General features: G+C 60.0%; 16 protein-coding genes. 5 read left to right on the top strand and 11 right to left on the bottom strand.

Features of this window, described 5'->3' with window-relative positions; all coding sequences use genetic code 11:
- Positions 1 to 113: 113 nt before the first annotated feature.
- The 3 genes from AU182_RS03715 to AU182_RS03705 all read left to right on the top strand — a co-directional run bounded on the left by AU182_RS03715 (position 114) and on the right by AU182_RS03705 (position 4,377).
- Positions 114 to 2,117, top strand: coding sequence for an acetyl/propionyl/methylcrotonyl-CoA carboxylase subunit alpha (locus AU182_RS03715; RefSeq protein WP_066960787.1), 2,004 nt, complete (start codon positions 114 to 116; stop codon positions 2,115 to 2,117).
- 4 nt (positions 2,118 to 2,121) lie between these two features.
- Positions 2,122 to 3,042: a hydroxymethylglutaryl-CoA lyase gene (locus AU182_RS03710; protein WP_066960784.1), complete on the top strand. Its 921-nt coding sequence runs from the start codon at positions 2,122 to 2,124 to the stop codon at positions 3,040 to 3,042.
- A gap of 75 nt (positions 3,043 to 3,117) precedes the next feature.
- On the top strand, positions 3,118 to 4,377 hold the full coding sequence (locus tag AU182_RS03705; RefSeq protein WP_153039103.1) for a DUF945 family protein: 1,260 nt from the start codon (positions 3,118 to 3,120) through the stop codon (positions 4,375 to 4,377).
- 83 nt (positions 4,378 to 4,460) lie between these two features.
- Here the strand turns inward: AU182_RS03705 and AU182_RS03700 are convergent, their stop codons facing one another.
- From AU182_RS03700 to alaE, 4 genes are all read right to left on the bottom strand, one after another.
- Positions 4,461 to 4,814 (bottom strand): hypothetical protein, encoded by a 354-nt coding sequence (locus tag AU182_RS03700; RefSeq protein WP_066960779.1) that lies wholly within the window; start codon positions 4,812 to 4,814, stop codon positions 4,461 to 4,463.
- A 113-nt stretch (positions 4,815 to 4,927) separates the two neighbouring features.
- Positions 4,928 to 6,334, bottom strand: a complete 1,407-nt coding sequence (locus AU182_RS03695) for a response regulator (RefSeq protein ID WP_066960777.1) — start codon at positions 6,332 to 6,334, stop codon at positions 4,928 to 4,930.
- 248 nt (positions 6,335 to 6,582) lie between these two features.
- On the bottom strand, positions 6,583 to 7,290 hold the full coding sequence (locus AU182_RS03690; RefSeq protein ID WP_066960775.1) for an aspartate/glutamate racemase family protein: 708 nt from the start codon (positions 7,288 to 7,290) through the stop codon (positions 6,583 to 6,585).
- A gap of 40 nt (positions 7,291 to 7,330) precedes the next feature.
- Positions 7,331 to 7,903 carry an L-alanine exporter AlaE gene (alaE, locus tag AU182_RS03685; RefSeq protein ID WP_066960772.1) on the bottom strand — a complete coding sequence of 191 codons (573 nt, stop codon included), beginning with the start codon at positions 7,901 to 7,903 and terminating at the stop codon, positions 7,331 to 7,333.
- A gap of 375 nt (positions 7,904 to 8,278) precedes the next feature.
- Here alaE and AU182_RS03680 point away from each other — a divergent pair, with 375 nt between their 5' ends.
- Positions 8,279 to 8,902 carry a PadR family transcriptional regulator gene (locus AU182_RS03680; protein ID WP_066960770.1) on the top strand — a complete coding sequence of 208 codons (624 nt, stop codon included), beginning with the start codon at positions 8,279 to 8,281 and terminating at the stop codon, positions 8,900 to 8,902.
- On the opposite strand, the gene AU182_RS03675 is transcribed toward AU182_RS03680, so the two are convergent.
- From AU182_RS03675 to acs, 5 genes are all read right to left on the bottom strand, one after another.
- Complete coding sequence (locus AU182_RS03675; protein WP_066960768.1) at positions 8,896 to 9,882, bottom strand: TIGR00341 family protein; 987 nt, start codon at positions 9,880 to 9,882, stop codon at positions 8,896 to 8,898. The two genes, AU182_RS03680 and AU182_RS03675, sit on opposite strands and share 7 nt — an antisense overlap.
- Positions 9,883 to 9,906: 24 nt before the next feature.
- Positions 9,907 to 10,281 carry a VOC family protein gene (locus tag AU182_RS03670; protein ID WP_066960766.1) on the bottom strand — a complete coding sequence of 125 codons (375 nt, stop codon included), beginning with the start codon at positions 10,279 to 10,281 and terminating at the stop codon, positions 9,907 to 9,909.
- A gap of 160 nt (positions 10,282 to 10,441) precedes the next feature.
- Positions 10,442 to 10,858 carry a hypothetical protein gene (locus AU182_RS03665; protein WP_066960763.1) on the bottom strand — a complete coding sequence of 139 codons (417 nt, stop codon included), beginning with the start codon at positions 10,856 to 10,858 and terminating at the stop codon, positions 10,442 to 10,444.
- Positions 10,859 to 10,911: 53 nt separating this feature from the next.
- Positions 10,912 to 11,763, bottom strand: coding sequence for a universal stress protein (locus AU182_RS03660; RefSeq protein ID WP_066960761.1), 852 nt, complete (start codon positions 11,761 to 11,763; stop codon positions 10,912 to 10,914).
- 514 nt (positions 11,764 to 12,277) lie between these two features.
- On the bottom strand, positions 12,278 to 14,215 hold the full coding sequence (acs, locus tag AU182_RS03655; RefSeq protein WP_066960759.1) for an acetate--CoA ligase: 1,938 nt from the start codon (positions 14,213 to 14,215) through the stop codon (positions 12,278 to 12,280).
- A gap of 297 nt (positions 14,216 to 14,512) precedes the next feature.
- Here acs and AU182_RS03650 point away from each other — a divergent pair, with 297 nt between their 5' ends.
- A complete protein-coding gene (locus tag AU182_RS03650; RefSeq protein WP_066960757.1) occupies positions 14,513 to 14,872 on the top strand; it encodes a cupin domain-containing protein in 360 nt (119 codons plus the stop codon).
- A 126-nt stretch (positions 14,873 to 14,998) separates the two neighbouring features.
- Here the strand turns inward: AU182_RS03650 and AU182_RS03645 are convergent, their stop codons facing one another.
- Positions 14,999 to 15,925, bottom strand: a complete 927-nt coding sequence (locus AU182_RS03645) for a histone deacetylase family protein (RefSeq protein WP_066960755.1) — start codon at positions 15,923 to 15,925, stop codon at positions 14,999 to 15,001.
- 2 nt (positions 15,926 to 15,927) lie between these two features.
- Positions 15,928 to 17,808 carry a bifunctional acetyl-CoA hydrolase/transferase family protein/GNAT family N-acetyltransferase gene (locus AU182_RS03640; protein WP_066960752.1) on the bottom strand — a complete coding sequence of 627 codons (1,881 nt, stop codon included), beginning with the start codon at positions 17,806 to 17,808 and terminating at the stop codon, positions 15,928 to 15,930.
- Between the last annotated feature and the right edge of the window lie 24 nt (positions 17,809 to 17,832).

Here is a 17,832-nt window from a genome sequence, read left to right as displayed (position 1 = left end):
CGAAGCGCCCAGGGATGGGTTCACAGCGGTCCTGAAAACCTGCCCCTGATGACCGGCCGCTACGTTACAAGAACAGAGCACCCAAGAACCTGGGAAAGACAACAGAGCCAGCTATGATTCGCAAACTGCTGATCGCCAACCGTGGCGAAATCGCCTGCCGCATTATCCGCACCGCGCGTCGTCTCGGCGTTGCCACCGTTGCGGTGTATTCCGACGCAGATGCCAACGCCCTGCATGTCCAGCAGGCCGACGAAGCCGTACACCTCGGCCCCGCACCGGCCAAAGAATCCTACCTGGACATCGACAAAGTCCTCGCCGCCGCCAAGCGCACCGGCGCCGACGCCATACACCCCGGCTACGGATTCCTCTCCGAGAATGCCGGCTTCTGCCGCGCCTGCGAAGAAGCCGGCATCATCTTTGTCGGCCCACCCGCCGCCGCCATCGAAGCCATGGGCTCCAAATCCGCCGCCAAACGGATCATGGAAGAAGCCAAGGTGCCACTGGTGCCCGGCTATCACGGCACCAACCAGGACCCCGGCATTCTCGAAGGCCATGCCAACCGCATTGGCTACCCGGTACTGCTCAAGGCCGCCGCCGGCGGTGGCGGTAAAGGCATGCGCCGGGTCGACAAGGCCGACGACTTCCACGCAGCGCTGGACGCCGCCAAACGGGAATCACAAAACGCCTTCAGCGACGACGTCATGCTGATTGAGCGCTATGTGGTCAACCCGCGTCACGTCGAGATTCAGGTGTTCTGTGACAAGCAGGGCAACGGCGTGTACCTGTTCGAGCGCGACTGCTCCGTGCAGCGGCGCCACCAGAAAGTCGTGGAAGAAGCACCGGCCCCGGGACTCCCGGAAGAAACCCGCAAGAAAATGGGCGAGGCCGCCCTGCGCGCCGCCCATGCCATTGGCTATGTGGGTGCCGGCACCGTGGAATTCCTGCTCGACGGCAGCGGTGCCTTCTACTTTATGGAAATGAACACCCGCCTGCAGGTGGAACACCCGGTAACCGAAATGATTACCGGCCAGGACCTGGTGGCGTGGCAGCTGGCGGTGGGCGCCGGCGACCCCCTGCCACTGGCACAGGAAGACCTGCACATCATAGGGCACGCCTTTGAAGTGCGTATCTATGCGGAAGACCCCGACAACGACTTCCTGCCCGCGACCGGCAAGTTACTCCGCCACCAGCCGCCCCCGCAGGACAGCGCCGTGCGCGTGGATACCGGCGTACAGACCGGCGATGAAATCAGCGTGCACTACGACCCGATGATCTCCAAGCTGATCGTGCACGGGCGCAACCGCCGGGAGGCGCTGGCCAAGCTTGACCGCGCCCTGCAGCACTACCAGATCGCCGGGCTGCGCCACAACATTGAATTTCTGCGCCGGGTGATCAATCACACCGCATTTGTGAATGGTCGAGTTACCACCCACTTTATCGAAGATCACGAACAGGAAATTCTGCAGCAGGAACAGCAGCTGCGCGCGCAGCAGTGCGCAGCCATTGCCGCCTTCCTGCAACACAGCGAAACCCGCGCACAACATCGCAGTGCACCCAGAGCCGATGCTTTTTCACCCTGGCACGCCGGCAATAACTGGCGCAACGGACTGACGGTATGGCGCCGCCAGAAAGTCGAAGTGCACGGGCGCGAGATCGAAATCCATTTTTCCGGCAGTGAAGAAAAACTGCAGTGGCGCTGTGATGCCGCCGTGGATGCCCAACAGGGCACCATCTCGTCACTGCACGGCCAGAACGTGGCGGTGCTGGATGGACGCCGGGTGAACTTTTCCAGCGTTGCCCAGGGCAGCGAGGGCACGGTGTTTGTCAGTGGCGAGCAGGTGGATTTCAAAATCCTGCCGCCGGATATTGGCGAGACCAGCGATACAGCGCACGGTCTGGAAGCCCCGATGAACGGCACCATTGTCGCCCTGCTGGCAGACGCCGGGGCGAAGGTCAGCAAGGATCAACCGCTGCTGGTGATGGAGGCCATGAAGATGGAGCACACCCTGCGCGCGCCGGCAGACGGCACCGTAAACCAGTTCTTCTGCGCTCCGGGCGAACTGGTCGATGGCGGCAGCCTGCTGGTCGACTTCACTGTGGAAACTGCGGAGGCCTGAGGCGATGACACTTCCCAGCCGGGTAAAAATAGTCGAGGTAGGCCCGCGGGATGGCCTGCAGAATGAAAAGCAGCCGATCTCTGTGGAAACACGGGTGGCACTGATCAACCTGTTGAGCGAAAGCGGCCTGCAGGTGATCGAAGCCGGCAGCTTCGTGAGCCCCAAATGGGTGCCGCAGATGGCCGCCAGCGAGGAGGTTCTTGCCGGTATCCAGCGGGCACCCGGTGTCACCTACAGTGCCCTCACCCCCAACATGGTGGGCTACGAGCGGGCTCGCGATGCGCGAGCAGATGAGGTAGCGGTGTTTGGTGCAGCCTCGGAAAGCTTCACGCGCAAGAACATCAATTGCTCCATCGAGGAGAGCCTGGCGCGCTTCCGCCCCCTGGTGGAGCAGGCTCGCGCAGACGGCATTCCCGTACGCGGTTATGTGTCCTGCGTGCTGGGCTGCCCCTACGAGGGCGACATCAAGCCGCAAAAAGTGGCCGAGGTCAGTCGCGCGCTGCTGGATATGGGCTGCTATGAAATCAGCCTCGGCGATACCATTGGTGTGGGCACCCCGGAAAAGGCGCGGTCCATGATTGAAACCGTGGCCAGACAAGTACCACTCGAGAAGCTGGCGGTGCACTTCCACGATACCTATGGCCAGGCGCTCGCCAATATCTATGCGGCACTGCAGACGGGGGTGACCGTGGTGGATTCCGCGGTTGCCGGCCTGGGCGGCTGTCCTTATGCCCGCGGTGCTTCGGGCAATGTGGCCAGCGAGGATGTGCTGTACATGCTCGAAGGCCTCGGCATCCACACCGGTATCGATCTGGGCCGCCTGGCCAAAGCCGGCAATTTTATTTCCAGTGCCCTGAACCGTGAAAGCGGCTCCAAGGTCGCCCGCGCTATTGCCGGCGAATGCGGCCTGGTCGACGGGGACTGAGGGGAATAGCGGTCACAGTCTGCATCGCGATCTGCTACCATCGGGCGCTGGTCCCAACGCTTGAAATTTGATCGCATGAAAGCCTTACGTTTTATCCTGCTTGCCCTCTCCACCCTGTTGCTGCTGGCAGCCTTGATTGCCCCTGGCCTGATCGGCCCCAAAGTAGAGCAGGTACTGCAGCAACAGCTAGCACACCAGCCCAACATCGAGGTCACCGGCTACCAGCGCAGCTGGTTCGGTGCCGAGGCCCTGACCCTGTTCAAGGGCAAGGACGGCGCCTCGGAAACCTTCACCGAGATCCAGCATGGCCCGGTGCTGATTACCCGCAGTGGCCCACGCATCGGCGCCCTTTACGCAGAAACCCGCCTGACCGGCAAGCAGCTGGAACCGACCCTGCGTCACCAACTGGAAGCCTACTACGGCCCCATCGGTGCCAGTGTGGAAGACAGCCCGATGGTGGTGGAAACCCTGGTCGCGACAAACAATCGGGTCATCAATACCCTGCACCTGCTGCCCATTGAACGCAACGTCGCCGACCAGCAGATTCAGTTTGCCGGCGCCCGTATTCAGCTGATCACGGATTACCAGGGGCAGCAGCAAGCCAGTGATTTCGAGCTTGGTGAATTCGTCCGCATGGACGGCCACCGTGAGGCACTCTACGTGCAGTCGGCCAAAGGCAACTTCCAGCTGGCACCTGACGGCGCCGGCAGCCTGCATCTGGACCTGCCGCTGGTACGGGCCAACAATGACTCCGGGCCACTGGAGTTGCGCAATGCCGAATTTGATTACACCGGAAAGCTGGTGGCCGCACGCACCCTCAACGTGCAGACCGCAGTCAAGCTGCCGGAAATCCAGTCGGCCACCCCCGCCCGCGCACTCACCCACCAGCTGAACGCGCCGGCGGTCAGCTATGACGACCTGCACCACTACCTGTATACCGCGCTGCTCACCCCTACAGCTCAGCGCAGCTGGCCAAAGATATTTGAGCGCCCGGTGAAGTTGCAGCAACAGCTGGATATTGAGAGCGCTAACGGCCCCATGCAACTGCAGATGGATGTGGACTGGAAGGGCATGCCGAGAAGCCGAAAGGTGGCGAACGACAAACTGTTCTGGCTCGACAACCTCAACGGCAGCGCCAACATCACCGCTGCGGAGCAAGCCCTGCTGCAATCGCCACTGATCATGCAGGCCAGCGCGCTCAAACAGTACGGTTTCCTGAAGGAGGAAAACGGCCAGCTGTCCATGCACCTGCAACTCGAGCGCGGCAACCTGCGGGTCAATGGCCAGCAGCTGCCGGCAGACCTGTTTGTGCTGGCATTGATGGGCGGTTTCTAAGCCGCAACGGCGCACCCATTGCCTGTTTGCGAGGCAAAAAAAGAGCGGCCACTTGGCCGCTCACATCTCTCTCATCAATTTTTCTATGAATAGGCTGGTCGGTTATCCGCCAGCGTTAACCAGCCGCGAATCACCCGATACACCATCCACACCCAGCTGATTCCCCAGACCGCAAAGCCCACCAGAATCCACACCGTCGCCCAGCCCACCACAAACCACAGCAGGCTGTACCAGAAAGTGCGGATTTGCCAGCGGAAATGGGATTCTGCCAGGGTGCCGCGCACATCGCCGCGCTTCACGTAGTTGATCAGCACACCCACAAAGAAGGGCACCGCGGTAAACAGGCTGATGGCCTGAATCAGGTACACCAGCGTGGCAATATCTCGGCCAGAGCGCTCGCGCTCGGCCTGTTGAGGGGCAGGGTACTGCTCAGACATGGGCTCAGGGTTCCTTCAATGAATACCGTGTTTCAATCCAGCCGCTAGTGTAAGCCCAAACCACGCCGAATATAACGCTGCCCAGCGACACATTGTCGCAACAACCACGGCGCCTATCTCAGGGCCCACTCGGTGTGGACATTTTTCTCCCGCCAGGATTTCAGTTGCTGGATGGACGTCCGCATCAGGCCCAGAATTTCCGTGCGCTGGTGGCGACAGTAATCTCGCTCGCTGTCGATGGACAGCCGTGCCGCCAGCGCCTTCAGGCGACTCGCTACCACCTCCAGGCCCACGCTTTCGGCCTCGGCGGCAATCGCCTGTGCCTGATGTTGCGCATCGAGCCAGTGGCGTCCGGTGAGCGAGCTGGTGAAGGCGGTGATCTTCTTCGGCATATTGGCCAGGCGGTCCCCCAGCAACTCGGCAAATGCCAGATGTCCGAGGGTGTCCCGCTGGCGCTCCAGCGTGCTCGCATTCAGCATCTTGGCGGCCCGTGTGGATTTACCCGCTGGTGCCGATTCGCGTGTTTTCTGCTCCACCCAGCTCAACAACTGCAACAACTGAGGGTCGCTGGCAGGTACCGGGAGGACCCCACTCAGACCGCGCTCCAGGTAACGCTCTTTATCCCCTTTACGCAGATCCGGCAGCATGCCGAAGATCAGCAGGTCTTTGTTACCGTAATCACCGCGGATCTTGCGCGCCGTTTCCACTCCATCGATCAGCGGCAAACGCACGTCGACCAGCACCAGGTCGAACTTGCCACGCAGGGCGGCGTCGGCGCCGTCAACGCCGTTGGTCTCCCGGCGCACCCGATGGCCGTGGGCCTCCAGGCGAGTGCGCAAGGAGGGATGCGTGTCGTTTTCGACCAGGAGAATCTCCAGCTCCCGCTGGGCGCCATCCCGGGACGCGGTCGCCGGCACCGCCTGCCCGGAAACCTGCCCGGCGCGCTGGATATCCTCGATACCGCTGCGCAGCTGTCGGCACTGCCCCAGAGCGGCTTCTGCCAACTGGCGTGCTTCACCGTCGGCACCGCGGGAGAGCAGGTTCATGGTGCTCACCAGGGTTTCCAGGGGCTTGCGCATGCGGTGGCCGGTAATCGAGAGAAAGTCGCAATGCTCCTCGCGCATCTGCTCCGCCTCGGCCTTGGCTTCTTCCAGCAGTTTGTCGCGCGTCATCAGCTCGTGTACCCGCGACTGCACCTGACGAAACAACTTGGCATTTTCTGCCTGCAGGTCCGTCGCCTGCGCGGCCCCGGCGTCCAGCGCAGCGCGGGTTTTGGCAGTGGCTACCGTCCAGGCAATGGCAAAGGCCGCGGTGGCGAGGGCCAGTAGCAATACCCAGATCAGGGGTACCTGCGTATCCAGCAACAGCCCCTCACCGGGAAACGCAAAGGCCGGCAGCGGGAGAGCGAACAGCGGCAACAGAAGGACGGGAGCGGGCCACGTGCGCGCGGACTTGCCGAAATCGAAGGAACGGAACAGGGAACGACTGGTGGAGCCGTATACGGTCATGGCTGTATTCATCCTTGAAAACCAATTATGTACCGGGTCATTCCTGCGACCCGGTCGGACGGCTTAACCTGCCTACTGCAAACCCCCGCGGGTGAACGCCGGGCAGCCTATCCGATTATTTGTGAGCGCTTGCTCGCGCGATTGATACTCCAACCCCGGAGCATGAACAAGACTATTTTACGCCATTTGGCAGAAAATACAGTGTGAAAATGCGGCATAAGGCGCAAATAGACACCCGTACCAGTTGAATCGATCAACTATTACGCGGCCTGGACGGCCCGCTCCTGCAAAATTGCCAGCATTCGCTCGGAAGGCAGGAACAGCCGTGTTCCATCGCAGTGCAACAGCAGCTCCTCATAAAAGTAGTCGAAATGGGTACAACCGAGGATAAGAATCTGTACGCCACTTTTCACCAGCGCCGCGGCCAGGTCATCCAGTGCATGCTGCCGTACGATCGTCGCAGCCGGCATACCGTCCTCGATGTCTTCCACAATCTGCAGGTTGCCGATGCCAATGACTTTGGCGGAAGGGTTACCAGACAGGATTTCCCGTTCAATGTTGGCGCAGCTCTGGCAGTTCGCCGCCAGCAGGCCAAAGTTCCGGTAGCGCTGGGTTAGCTCCGCATACACATCCAGCGGTGAAATCACCGGGATCGCCGCAGCCGAGCGCACCGCCACCATATCCACCGCACCGGAAAGGGAGTTGCAGTAGATCATTGCCGCACCCGCCCCTGCATTCTGCAAGCGCTCGATTGCCTGGATCAGCTGCGCGGTAAGCTCGCTGCGCCCCAGCGCCTGCAACTGGGTCTGGGCCTGCGGTGAACTGGAGATGGCGAGGCCCATGCCTGGCACATTGCGGGCGGCCAGAAATTCCAGACCGAAGCGGGTATCCGTGGCGGTACCGGCAATGACCCCGATAGCGGCCATATCACTCTGTATGCCGTTGTTTTCTATGTGCTTGTTCTGCATACCGGGAAACCCCGCCCCACGCTGTTACAGGAAAAATCGCTCAGCCGGCAGAGCAGGTGTCTGCCGCCGGACGCCTATTCAGCCACAGACGGCGCAGACAGTCGAGGTACATGCCATAGGGGCGGCCGAGCGCGCCGGCAATCATGACGAACGTGAGACAGGCTGTAGCGATTTCTCCGGCAGATGCGCCGCCCAGAATCATGTTCAGGGTATACAGGGGCAACTGAAAACTAAGAAACACGAAGGTATCGACCGCGTAATTGTGCACAACGCCACCGCCCCCGAATCGCGCCACAACCCAGTTGCGATAGATGCTGAACGGACGCGCAATCAGGGTATTGAAGACCACCGCCAGCAGGCGTACCTGAATATGCTCACGCCAGCTCATTCCCGCCAGCAACAGCTCGATGGGGATCGCAATCACCCAGGAAAAGCTGTTCATGGCGAACACATCCAGCAGCCATTCATCCCGCCGGGTGCGGCGGTTCTGCCGCGCATTGAGCTGTGTATTGGTGGACTGCTTGGTCTCAACAGGCTGCTCGTCTTCCCACACCATGACGGGCGGGGAAACGGGGATGGCTTCGGTAGCCTGAGACAGGGATTGCGGTGACATGCTAACAAGGACCCGATATACGACCGGAGGGTAACCGGCCGAAATTGCTTCTGGACATTATTCAGCCACTTTTGGTGGCGCCGGCGATTATATCCACAAAAAATGGAAATGCTAGGCTCGCAAGATTAAATTTTAATTAAATTATGCATAGACATCCTAAACAATTAGATATGACGAAATAGTCACACTAATAAAACTGAATTTCCGCTGCGCCTCCCCTTTTCCCGCCGCGCGATTCCGCGCACCTACCCCGTGCCGTCTGGGCCGCCAGGGATTACACTGCGCAAACGGCCGCACCGCTATGCAACTACTTGCATAGCGGCTTGGAGCCCGGGCGCCGCGCGCTCTCCTCAACCCGGCGAAAGCAACAGAATCATGTCACTGAGATTTGCCGTACTGACCCTGCTGGACATCGAGCCCGGCAGTGGCTACGACCTCAAACGGCGCTTCGAGCGCAGCGTCAGCTACTTCTGGAGCGCTAGCCACCAGCAGATGTACCGCGAGCTGCACAAACTGCACGGGGAAGGCCTGCTGGACTGCGCCGAGCAGCCCCAGGACGGGCGGCCAGATAAAAAGGTGTATTCGCTCACCGCAGCCGGGCGCACCGCCCTGGCGGAGTGGGCGGCCAAGCCCGCTGCCGCACAGAAAATCCGCGAGCCGTTTCTGATCCAGCTGTTCGCCGGCCACCACCTGAGCAACACCCAGTTGCGCACTGAAGTAGAGCGGCATCTACAGGAACACCGGGCGATGCTCGCCACCTACGAAGCCCAGAACCAGCGGTTCTACAGCCGGCCTGTGGAACAGCAGCAGCGCCTGTGGCTGGCGCACCAGCCGCTGCTGCTTGGCATCGAAACGGAAAAAACCTGGATACGCTGGGCGGAGCAGTTACTCGAGCGACTCGAGGTAGACAGATTAGAAGCGGAGAAACTGGAACTCGAGAAACAAGGGAAACACGAGGGACAAGCGGGGGCGCAGGGCCCGGAGGGACACAATCACTGAAGGTTAAATTGGTGGCGCAGATGAATGGCCAGGGAGAGCAGCAGCAGGGTCACTACCCACACGGTGATGTAGATTTTCATCGAGCGGTGCGCGGATTTCTTCTGCCACCAGGTGCGCGGCTCAATGTCTTGGAACAGGAACACCAGCTTGCAGGCCAGGTTCACGCACACGATATTCACCGCCAGTAACAATCCCGCTCCGGCCGCCAGCTCCCACTTGCCGGCGCCGAGCATCATGCCAAAGGTCGCCGCCGGCGGCAGCAGCGCCACCGCCACCATAACACCCACCAGCACACTCGACAGGCCTGTGGTCATGGAAAGCGCCGCTGCGGCGCCGGAGGCAAGTGCCAGCGCCACCGAATCCCAGCCCACGTTGGTGCGCGCCAGTAGCTCCTCACTGAACGCATCCCACGGCCACACTAGCCCGATTATTACGGAGATGACCGTCGCCACCAGCACACCCACCGACAGGGATGCCAGGGCGCTGCGCATCAGCGCCGTATCGCCCAGCGCTGTACCCAGACCAAAGGCCATGTTGGGTCCCAGCAGGGGCGCAATCACCATGGCGCCAATGATCACCGCCACGTTGTCTTCCAGCAGCCCGATCGCCGCCACCAGGGTCGAGAGTACTACCAGCACCACATAATCCCGGTCCAGGCGCGCACTCTTCTCCGCAGTGGCATACAGCGCTTCGCGCGCCGCCAGTGCCGAGTCCTCCTTCTTGCGCTCCGCCTCACTCTGCTGGGGCAGCGAGACCTCTACCGGAATCACCAGCACCCGTGCGCCGGCGACCCCTTCCACCAGCGGTGCCAGCAGGTCCAGCGCCGACTGCACCTTGTCGTCACTCACCAGCATGCGCATGCTCTGGTGCCCGCTGGGAACCTGGGCATCGAGACGAAATTCTTCCGCCGCGCAGGTCTCTGCAATGGCGGCAACGCGTTCCGCATCTTTTACGTCGGCGAGAATAGCGAGCAGTTTCATGCGCTTACCTGTGGCAGGCTGAGATCAGAACGCGTCGGCAGGGATATGGCATACCACTTCGATATTGTGCCCGTCCGGATCCAGCACATAAGCGCCGTAATAGTGTTCATGGTATTCCGGTCGCAGCCCCGGCGCACCGTTATCCTTGCCGCCAGCTTCGATGGCGGCCTTGTGAAACGCCTGTACCGTTTCCCGGTCTTCGGCGCTAAACGCGATATGCACCGCGGGTGCGGTGCTGGAGCCGCCCTTGATCAGTAGCTGTGGCTTGCCACCCCAGCCGAAGCCCGCCCACCCGGCCATTTCCATCACCAGCTCGTAACCGAGCGGTGCCAGCGCGGACTGGTAAAACGCTTTACTGCGCTGGTAGTCGTGCACTATCAGCCCGATATGGTCCAACATTTTTTCTCTCCCTGGCGCGACAAAATCGGATCCCGTTTCCGGAAAATCAGTATAGAAGGCCCGGCACAGGAGAGGATGGGGAGAGTGGAGAGCGAGAGAAGAGAGGAGAGAGGAGAGAGGAGAATTCGGGGATAACGGGAGCCGGCCCGGACAAGAGACGTCAGACCAGCCCCAGAAAGGAAAGCGCGCCATAAACCACGACAGCGGTGCCGCAGATAAACTGCCCCAGGATCAGGGCGCGGATGGCAAAGGTGTAACGAATAAAACGATGCTGTGTATGCAGGTCTCGACTGAAGACGCGCGCCGTTTCCGGTAATTGCTGTTCAATAGCGCGCAGGCCGGGCACTGCAAGATTCAATAGCGCCCGGCTGCGCAGGTCCATTACCCAGAAAACACAGGACACAATCACCACAAACCCGCCGAGCATCACCAGTATGAGGGGGTGAAAACCTTTTTCCACGGCGGTGAATACTCCACCGTCCGCAAACATCGATAACACGACAAAAAAATTGAATGCCTTGAGGCGCTGCTCGGCGTTAAAGCGATAGTGCTCGCAGAGGTACTGCTGTTCTTTCACCTCGGAATTCCTTATTTTTATAGCGGGTCTGTATCGAGTCGTGAGTGCCCAACTCAGGGAACAATAACCACATCGGTATTGGCACGGCCCAGAATCCGCTCGGCGGTATTCCCCAGCAGGAACCCTTTTGGCCCCTTGCGCACACCGCGCCCCACCAGGATCATGCGCGCCTTGTTGCGGTCCACCACCCGATTGACTTCGGCGGCCGGCTTGCCGGTAACAAAGTGGGTTTTCTTACACTCTGCGCCACTGTCGGCGATCACCTGGTCGATCGTTTGCAACAGTGCACCGGCCTGCTCGCGGAAGGCATCCAGGTCTTTGATTTCGTCTGTAGCGGGCACGCAGGCTACGGCTTCGAGCTCGGCACCGAGCAGCTTACCCAGTTGCTCGCCGAGTTTGAGCGCACGCTGGTTGAGTGCAACGTGCAGGGTATTTTCCACGGCGGGGTCCAGTGCGGCAACGATGCGGTCGCGCTTGACCCAGTGGGTACTAACGGCGAGCCACAGGGGCACCGGAAGACTTTCGATCAGGCGCCAGTCGATGGAGCCGAAGCCGCCGCGTGCAAATTGTTTCTGGGCGGTTTTTACCACCAGGTCGACGGGGTTGTCGGCGAGGTAGCTGAGAGCCCAGGAAGGAATGTCGTGATGCCAGATGACGTCAGCGGTGGAGCCTTCGGGGAGCGTGTATTTTTGCTGCAGCTCATCCAGCCACTGGCGGCGCTCGGTCTGGAGTTGATCGCGAACGTCGAGCACTGCCCCGGACAGCATAGGGATAGAGGCGACCGGCTCATACACAAAACTGGCCAGCTGCAGCCTGGCACCGGATTTCTGCGCCAGCTCAAGGGCGCGCTCCAGGGCGATTTGCTCGTGCTTGGGCTTGTCGAGAATAACAAGAATATTCTGCATGCGGCCTCCGGTGCTGCTGGGATGTATCCAATACCTTTATAGGCATTAAATCACCGGATCGGGATTTTGTCTTGGTTCAAATCAAGTGTGGCTAACCTGTGGTACCTATTGATCTCGCGCGGTGGCGGGCAATCACTGGGAGAGGGTTTTCAGGACCGCTGTACACCCATCCCTGGGCGCTGCGGCGCAAACTTCCTGTTTGCGACGCTCCTGAAAACCCTCTCCCAGCGCTTGCCCTTCGCATAAAACCGAATGTCTGCGTAAGTAGTGCGGAGACATCCATCTTGGATATTTTCGCCGAAAATGATGTGGCGGTGGCTTATGAAAGATCAAACCAGGAAGTGAAGGTGGAGCGCCGGGGATTCGTTTTCGAAAGCGTCGGCGACATGGACGTCGCCGACGCAGCCTACAGGGATGTAGTAACGGAGGCGCCTAGCTCAGTTTCGAAAACAAATACCCAGTGCTCCGCCGCCGCAGGAGGCAAAACAGAGCACTCAGTTACTCAGCACCGCAATTATTTGTTGGCGCGATGGTCCACCAGCTCATCAACCACAGAGGGATCGGCAAGCGTCGAGGTATCCCCCAGCGAATCCAGCTCGTTACACGCGATCTTGCGCAGGATACGGCGCATGATCTTGCCGGAGCGGGTTTTCGGCAGGCCCGGGGCCCACTGGATGATGTCGGGTTTGGCGATGGGGCCGATTTCCTGCACACACAGGTCGATCAACTCCTTGCGCAGCTCTTCCGACGGCTCGCGGCCGTTTTTCAGGGTGACGTAGCAGTAAATGCCCTGCCCCTTGATATCGTGCGGGTAACCCACCACGGCGGCTTCGGCGGTATCCTCGTGCAATACGATCGCACTTTCGATTTCCGCAGTACCCAGGCGGTGGCCGGAGACATTGAGTACGTCGTCGATGCGCCCGGTAATCCAGTAGTAGCCATCGGCATCGCGACGTGCGCCGTCTCCGGTGAAGTAATAACCGGGGAAGGTAGAAAAGTAGGTGTCGATCATGCGTTGGTGGTCACCAAACACACTGCGGATCATGCTCGGCCAGCTGGCCTTCATCACCAGGGCGCCCTCGCCTTCACCGTCAATCTCCTGCCCCTTCTCGTCCAGCAGTGCCGGTTGCACGCCGAAGAAAGGACGGGTGGCAGAGCCGGGTTTCAGGGTGGTGGCACCGGGTAGTGGCGTGATCAGGTGGGCACCGGTTTCGGTCTGCCACCAGGTATCCACGATCGGGCAGCGCTTGTCGCCCACCACCTGGTAATACCACTCCCAGGCTTCCGGGTTGATCGGCTCGCCCACGGTGCCCAGCAGTTTCAGGGAACTGCGATCGCACTGGGTAACATAGTCGTCACCAGCGCCCATCAATGCGCGAATGGCGGTGGGCGCGGTATAGAAGATATTGACCTTGTGCTTTTCCACCACCTGCCAGCAGCGGGACGCGTCCGGGTAGGTGGGCACCCCTTCAAACATCAGCGAGATGGCACCGGCGGCCAGCGGGCCGTAAACAATGTAGCTGTGGCCGGTAATCCAGCCCACATCGGCGGTACACCAGAACACATCGCCCTCTTTGTAATCGAAGGCGTATTTGAAGGTCATTGTGGACATCAGCAGGTAACCGGCGGTGGTGTGCAGCACCCCTTTGGGCTTGCCGGTGGAGCCGGAGGTGTACAGGATAAACAGCGGGTCTTCCGCGTTCATCGGCTCCGGGGCGCACTCGCTGCTCTGCTCGGCAACAGACTCTGCGTACCAGATGTCGCGCTTGCTGTCCCAGTCCACATTGGCACCGGTGCGCTTCACCACAATAGCGGTGTGCACGTCCGGGCACTTGGCCAGGGCCTTGTCCACGTTGGCTTTCAGGGGCACTTTGCGACCGCCGCGCACACCTTCGTCCGCGGTGATCACCAGGCGGCAGTCGGAATCGAGAATCCGGTCCTTGAGGGAGTCCGGGGAGAAGCCGCCGAACACCACGGAGTGCACCGCACCGATGCGGCTGCAGGCGAGTATCGCGTAGGCGGCTTCCGGGATCATCGGCATGTAGATACAGACGCGATCGCCCTTGTTCACACCGCGGGCCTTGAGCAGGTTGGCCAGTCGGCAGACCTGTTCATGTAGCTCGCTATAGGTAATGGTTTTGCTGTCGGCGGGGTCATCGCCTTCCCAGATAAACGCGGTCTGTTGCGCGCGTGCGGGCAGGTGGCGGTCGATACAGTTCACGGAGACATTCAGTTCGCCATCGGCAAACCAGGCGGCGTGCCCCTTGGTCAGGTCTTCCTCGACAACCTTGGTGAAAGGTTTGCTCCACTGGAGGAAGTCCTTGGCCTGTTGTGACCAGAACCCGTCGGGGTCTTCCACCGACTGCTGGTACATGCGCAGGTAATCCTCGTCGCGGACGAGGGCATCGGCGGCAAATTTTTCCGGCACGGGATAGATGTGCACTTCAGACATTGTTTTCTCCCTTATTAGAATTATCGGGCTGCAGCGCCTCCTTTAGCGGCTCAGGTAAGTGAGCAGTCACTATGGCGCGTTCATCGCTGTGCCCCGGTCGCTATGCGGGGGCATTTATCCCGACAAGTTATACCACTGGCGGCGAACAAATGACAACGCTGTCACTCTTTCGATTACTCCATCATAGCCTGCCACGATTGCCGATTCCCAGCCCGCACCCGGAATCCCGTGCCTTTTTTGCCCGCGCGGTGCAAAATACCTTGAAAAAAGTGATCACATTTTTCAGGAGTGCATTCTATGTCGGTAAAACTATTGCGTATCCAGGAAGGCCGCGGTGAGCGGGATGCAGGCCCCGTCGCCAAGGAAAAGGTACTGGCGGGCGCGCCCCAGCAATTGACCGAGCATTTCTTCACCAATGCCAAGGAAAACTTCTTTTGCGGGGTCTGGTCTTCCGATGCGGGCAAGTGGACACTCACGTACAGCGAAGATGAGTTCTGCTACATCATCGACGGCGAGGCGATCATCACCGATGCCGAGGGCACCAGTGAGAAGGTGTCCACCGGGGACGCGTTCTGTATTCCGGCAGGGTTTGAGGGAACCTGGGAAACCATTGGTTCGGTGAAGAAGTTTTATGCGATTTACGAGGAGCAAGTCTGAGTCTGGCGATATCTAGAAAATGACGCGGTAGCGTAAGATCACCGGGCAGCTGTTTTCAAAACTGCGCTGATGAAAGCAGTCACCCGGTGCTTATTCTCCCCTTCAGATCCTGCTTATTCGATCGGCTTAGCTACCGATTAACCCCTTTAGATGTGCGACCACACTGCGCCCCAGCGCCGATAGCGCGTAGCCCCCTTCCAATGCGGACACGATGCGGCCTTCGCAATGCGCATCGGCAAATGCCCGCAATCTTTCCGTCACCCACTGGTAATCCTCTTCGCGAAAGCGCAGTTGCGCCATGGCATCCTCGATGTGCCCATCGAAGCCGGCAGAAATAAATAGCATTTGTGGTTTGAAGCGCTCCAGTGCCGGCAGCCACTGGTTGCTCACCAGGTCCCGGAGCGCACGGCCCTCGGCGCCCGCTTCCAGCGGGGTGTTGACGATGTTATCGGGTAATTCACCGGTGCCGCTGAACGGGTAATAGGGCGACTGGAAACTGGAACACAGCAGGTAGCCCTCACGGCCGGCGACAAAATCCTCGGTGCCGTTGCCGTGGTGCACGTCGAAATCGAGAATCGCAACCCGCTCCAGGCCGTGCTGCGCGCGGGCATGGGCGGCAGCGATGGCGATATTGTTAAACAGGCAGAAGCCCATGGCCTTGTCGCGCTCTGCGTGGTGACCGGGCGGGCGTACCGAGCAGAAGGCGGAGTGCACTTCACCGGCGATCACCCGGTCCACCGCATCCACCGCAGCACCAGCCGCGTGCAGGGCCGCATCCAGTGTTTGCGGGCACATGCGGGTATCTTCATCGAGCACCTCGAAGCCTTCACTGGGGGCGCGGGCGAAAATCGAATCTACGTAGTCCGGGGTGTGCACCCGTGCCAGCTGGGCTCGTGTGGCCTTGGGCGCATCGAAAAAGCGCAGGACGTATTCCATACCGCTGGACAATAGCTGGTCCTGAATGGCGTCGAGCCGCGCGGGGCACTCGGGGTGTTCTGCCCCCATGTCGTGCTGACTGCAGGCAGGGCTGGTAAAAAATCCCACGGTAGCCATGTTTAATCCTTGTTTTCGTTATTGGGTATGCCGGTCAGATCCAGCTCCAGGTAGAGCTCATCCATGCTGTCGCCCCTGCGGGAAACAAACCCATTATTCTCAAAAATCCCCAGCATGGGTTTATTGTCGCGGCGCACACAGGCAAACATTTTGCGGATGCCGCGGGCGCGGGCAATCGCTTCCATTTCCTGCAGCAGGGTGGTGGCAATACCCTTGCCGCGGCGACTTTCCTTGATGACAAACGCCACCTCACAACTGTTGTCCGCTTCGTAAAAATAGTAACGCCCCACTCCCTGGATCACCTCGCGATCGCCGTCGTAGTCGGTGAAACACAGGGCCAGGTCCCGCCCCTGGTCAACACTCACGAGGCTGCACGATTTCTCCCGCGACATCTGCGTTACATGGTGGTTGTAGCGCATCATCAGGGTTTCTTTGTTGTGGGTGTAGAAAAACTCCTGCAACCGGCGCTCATCGGACGGGCGCAGTGGGCGCAATGTATAGCGAATGCCACCGAAGGTGTAGCGCTTTTGCTCCACCGGGCCGAGCTCCGGCACCGAGGTGGGCGCCTGCTCCTGGTACTCGGGCACCCAGTAAAATTCCCGCACCTTTTCCAGTAAGGCCCGGCGAAACTCCGGGTGCGCAATGCGGATCATTTCCAGTGTCCGCTCGCGTACACTTTTACCGCGCAGTGAAGCAATGCCGTATTCAGTGACCACATAGTGCACGTGCGCGCGGGAGGTCACCACGCCGCTACCGGGAGTGAGGGAAGCCACAATGCGGGAGATCAAGTTGCCGTCTTTATCCCTTGCGGTGGACGGCAGTGCGATGATCGGCTTGCCGCCCTTGCTCAGAGCCGCACCGCGGATAAAATCCACCTGCCCACCAATACCGCTGTACAGCATGCGCCCGATAGAGTCGGAAACCACCTGTCCGGTCAGGTCGACTTCAATTGCGCTGTTGATCGCCACCATCTTGTCGTTGCGGGCAATCTTGACCGGTGAGCTGACATGCTCTGCGGGATACAGCTCCACGTGCGGATTGCCATCGACAAAGTCGTACAGCATCTTGGAGCCCATACAGTAGCTGGTGATAGTTTTGCCGGTATGAAAGGTTTTCTTGCGGTTGTTGATAACGCCGCTTTTCATCAGGCGCGCCACCCCGTCGGAGATCATTTCCGAATGCACACCCAGGTCCTGGTGATTTCCCAGATAACGCAGCACCGCATCGTGCACCTTGCCCATGCCGATCTGCAGGGTCGAGCCGTTTTCCACCAGCACCGATACATACTGCCCGATCTGCTCCACCGCCTGGTCCATTTCCGGTGGTGGGGATTCGGGGATGGGTGCACGGGCGGTCATCCAGGCGTGTATCTGGTCCCTGTGAATAAAGGTATGTCCGTTGGTGCGCGGCATGCTCGGGTTGATCTGGGCAATCACTGTGGTGGCATTTTTCACGGCAGAGGACACCACATCCACACTGACTCCAAGTGAGCAGTACCCCAACTCATCCGGCGGGCTGACCATGATCAAAGCGGCATCCAGTGGCAGCACGTGATCGCTGAACAGTTTGGGCACTTCGGAGAGAAACGTCGGCGTGTAATCCGCCCGCCCTTCCGCCACCGCGTTGCGCACCGCAGTACCGCCGATATACAGCGCGTTGACAGTAAACAGTTCCGCGTATTTGCGCTCGGCCCAGAAGTTATCCGACAGGGTAAAGACGTGGGTTACCTCGATGTCATTGAGGCCCCGGCTGTTTTCCACCAGGTCTGCCATCAGCTGATTGGGGACGGCAGCGTGAGAGCCGAGAAATATCCGGCAACCACTTTTTAACAACTGATCCCAGGCGACGGGTTCGTTGGTTTTGGGGTTTGTCAGGGATGACATTGGGAGGCTGGATTCCTACCTAGG

Origin of the sequence: Microbulbifer sp. Q7 (assembly GCF_001639145.1) — a bacterium.
Lineage (GTDB): Bacteria > Pseudomonadota > Gammaproteobacteria > Pseudomonadales > Cellvibrionaceae > Microbulbifer.
Note: the sequence above shows the minus strand (reverse complement) of the source record. Positions and strands in the feature narration are given on the sequence as shown.